The organism is Streptomyces corynorhini, assembly GCF_003346515.1.
Taxonomy (GTDB): domain Bacteria; phylum Actinomycetota; class Actinomycetes; order Streptomycetales; family Streptomycetaceae; genus Streptomyces; species Streptomyces corynorhini.
The window spans coordinates 1-3,061 of record NZ_QQNA01000362.1; the positions used below are offsets into that span (position 1 = coordinate 1).

The following is a 3,061-nucleotide window of genomic DNA, read 5'->3' on the forward strand; positions in this document are numbered from 1 at the left end:
GTCTGGGGGACGGTGGTCGAGGCCCTCGACCACCGTCCCCCAGACGATGCCGGGGATCCATCCCATGTCCCCGTTGATCAGCAGATTGTTCCGCTCGTAGAAGAGGGCCAGATCGACGGTGGTGCGGCGGCCGGTGACCGCCTTCGCGTCGTATCCGTACGACGAGGTGCCCAACTCGGTGTCGGAGAAGGTGAAGTAGCACAGATCCCCGGGGATGGGGGTCACGGTCGGATTCTCCAGCGGCGGTTCCTCGGCGGCGAAGGCCGGAAACAGCGCGTAGATCTCGTTGCGCGCGTACTTCGCGTGGTAGACGTCCGAACCGAGCGGCAGCGCCTCCCACACCGCCGCGCAGGTGACCGGAGCCCGGTCATCCAGGAGTTTCGCGGTGCAGTGCACTCCGCGCTTGTCGAGCGACACAGTCACAAATCGGTCGGTCATGCCTTCATGGTCCTCGCCTGATCCACCGAGTCAAGGGCGCACCGGGCCGGGAAGATCGGCTCAAATCGATGTGCATAACCCGATTGGAGTCGGGTAGCCGCGCGCCCATGGCTTCACCACCAGAGCACAACAGAAAAAGAACCATAAAACGGTCTATAAGGAGACGATCTCTGCTGCTGGGCACGGCGGCGCTGGGCGCGGCGGGGGCGCTCTCCGCCGCGGGCTGCGCGAAGATCCCCTCCGGCGACACGCTCGCCCGGCTGAAGTCGCAGCGGACGGTGCGGCTCGGTATCGCGGGCGAGGCTCCGTACGGCTACATCAACGAGCAGGGCGACTTCACCGGCGAGGCCGTGGAGCTGGCGAAGATCATATTCAAGCGGCTCGGCATCGCCAACGTACAGCCCGTGGCCACCGACTTCTCCTCGCTGATACCCGGGCTGAACTCGCAGCAGTTCGATGTCGTCTCGGCCGGGATGTACATCAACGCGGACCGCTGCAAGCAGGTCATCTTCGCCGATCCCGAGTATCAGATGCTCGACTCGTTCCTCGTCCGCAAGGGCAACCCCAAGGGGCTGCACTCGTACCAGGACGTCGTACGGACGAAGGCGAAGTTCGCCACCGGCACCGGCTACGCCGAGATCGAGTACGCGATATCCGCCGGGGTCCCCGAGAAGGAGATCGTCATCCTCCAGGACCCGGTCGCCGGGCTGAACGCCGTCGAGTCCGGCCGGGTCGACGTCTTCGCCGGCACCGCGCTCACCGGCCGCGAAGTGGTGAAAAAGAGCCGCAGGGCCGAGGCGACGAAGCCGTTCGCACCGCTGGTGGACGGCGAGAAGAAGGTCGACGGCGGCGGCTTCGCGTTCCGTCCCACGGACACCGGTCTGCGCGACGCCTTCAACGCCGAGATCCACAAGATGAAGAAGAGCGGCGAGCTGTTCCGCGTCCTGAAACCCTTCGGCTTCACCGAGTCGGAGATGACGACGCTCACCGCAGAGGAGCTGTGCGCATGACCGCCGGCCTCTGGACCAACTGGGTGCTCCCGGGGATCTGGATCACCGTCCAGCTCACCCTGTACAGCGCCGCACTGGCCACCCTCGTGGCCTTCACGGTGGGCATCGCCCGCACGCACCGCTCGCGCTTCGTCCGCTTCCTCGCGGGCTTCTACACCGAGGTCTTCCGGGGCACTTCGGCCCTGGTGCTGATGTTCTGGCTGTTCTTCGTCATGCCGGGGCTCTTCGGCTGGGCCCTGGTCCCGATGTGGGCGGCGGTGCTCGCGCTCGGCCTCTCGTACGGGGCGTACGGCGCCGAAGTCGTGCGCGGGGCGCTCAACTCCGTGACGCCCGCGCAGCGTGAGGCCGGGATCGCCCTGAACTTCACGCCCTGGCAGCGGATGCGGCTGATCCTGCTGCCGCAGGCGGTGCCCGAGATGATCCCGCCGTTCAGCAATCTCCTCATCGAGCTGCTGAAGGGCACCGCGCTGGTCTCCCTGCTCGGTGTCGCCGATGTGTCGTTCGCGGCCTATCTGGTGCGGCTGGCCACCCAGGAGAGCGCGCAGATCTACACGGTCACGCTGGTGATCTACTTCGTGCTCGCCTTCCTGCTGGCCCGGGGGATGCGGGTGCTGGAACGCAGGACCAAGGCCGGGATCGGCATCACCACCACTCCGGGAGGTGCCCGATGAACTGGGACTGGTCCGCTGTCGCGGACTTCATGCCGCGCTTCTGGGACGGCCTGCTCCTCACCCTCCAGGTGCTGGTGCTCGGCTCGCTCCTCTCCTTCACCCTCGGCCTCGTCTGGGCGATCGGGTTCCGGGCGCCGACGCGTTTCGTCCGGTGGCCGGTGAACATCGTCACCGAGTTCATCCGCAACACCCCGCTGCTGGTGCAGCTTTTCTTCTTCTTCTTCGTGCTCCCCGAATGGGGCGTGCAGTTCTCCGGACTGACGACGGGCACGATCGCGATCGGGCTGCACTACTCGACGTACACCGCGCAGGTCTACCGCGCGGGCATCGACGCGGTACCGGCCGGGCAGTGGGAGGCGGCGACGGCGCTGAGCCTGCCGATGGGCAGGACCTGGCTGGCGGTGATCCTGCCGCAGGCGATCCGGCGCATCGTGCCGGCGCTGGGGAACTACGTCATCTCGATGCTGAAGGACACGCCGCTGCTCGCCGGGATCAGTGTGCTGGAGATGCTCCAGCAGTCCCGGCTGGAGAGCGCGTCGACCTTCCAGTACACCGAGCCGCTGACCGTCGTCGGCATCGCCTTCATCCTCATCGCCTACCCGGCTTCTCTTCTCATGCGAGCCCTGGAGCGTCGTCTTGTCCGCTGAAACCGTCAAAAAGACCGATGAACTGATCCGGTTCGAAAACGTCACCAAGAGATTCGGCAAGAACACCGTCCTGGACGACCTCTGTTTCTCGGTCCAGCCCGGCAAGCACGTGACGCTGGTCGGCCCGTCGGGATCCGGGAAGACCACGATCCTGCGGCTGCTGATGACGCTGGTGAAGCCGGACGAGGGAACGATCACGGTCAACGGCGACAAGCTGTTCCCCGCCGACAACAAGCATGTGCGGGAGGTACGGAAGAACATCGGCATGGTCTTCCAGCAGTTCAACCTCTTCCCG

Annotated in this window: 5 protein-coding genes; 4 read left to right on the forward strand and 1 reads right to left on the reverse strand. The window is 65.9% G+C overall.

The genetic code is table 11. From position 1 onward, the window contains the following. A partial coding sequence (locus DVH02_RS32280; protein ID WP_114627406.1) for a DUF3830 family protein occupies positions 1-438 on the reverse strand: 438 nt, incomplete at its 3' end. A 107-nt stretch (positions 439-545) separates the two neighbouring features. On the opposite strand from DVH02_RS32280, the gene ehuB reads away from it, so the two are divergent. The 4 genes from ehuB to DVH02_RS32300 all read left to right on the forward strand — a co-directional run. Then, complete coding sequence (gene ehuB / locus DVH02_RS32285) at positions 546-1,448, forward strand: ectoine/hydroxyectoine ABC transporter substrate-binding protein EhuB (protein ID WP_114627403.1); 903 nt, start codon at positions 546-548, stop codon at positions 1,446-1,448. After that, positions 1,445-2,119: an ectoine/hydroxyectoine ABC transporter permease subunit EhuC gene (gene ehuC / locus DVH02_RS32290; protein ID WP_114627404.1), complete on the forward strand. Its 675-nt coding sequence runs from the start codon at positions 1,445-1,447 to the stop codon at positions 2,117-2,119. The genes ehuB and ehuC overlap by 4 nt, the downstream gene beginning before the upstream one ends. Then, complete coding sequence (gene ehuD / locus DVH02_RS32295; RefSeq protein ID WP_114627405.1) at positions 2,116-2,766, forward strand: ectoine/hydroxyectoine ABC transporter permease subunit EhuD; 651 nt, start codon at positions 2,116-2,118, stop codon at positions 2,764-2,766. Before ehuC ends, ehuD begins: the two co-directional genes overlap by 4 nt. Beyond that, a partial coding sequence (locus tag DVH02_RS32300) for an ATP-binding cassette domain-containing protein (RefSeq protein ID WP_147286181.1) occupies positions 2,756-3,061 on the forward strand: 306 nt, incomplete at its 3' end. The genes ehuD and DVH02_RS32300, both read left to right, overlap by 11 nt.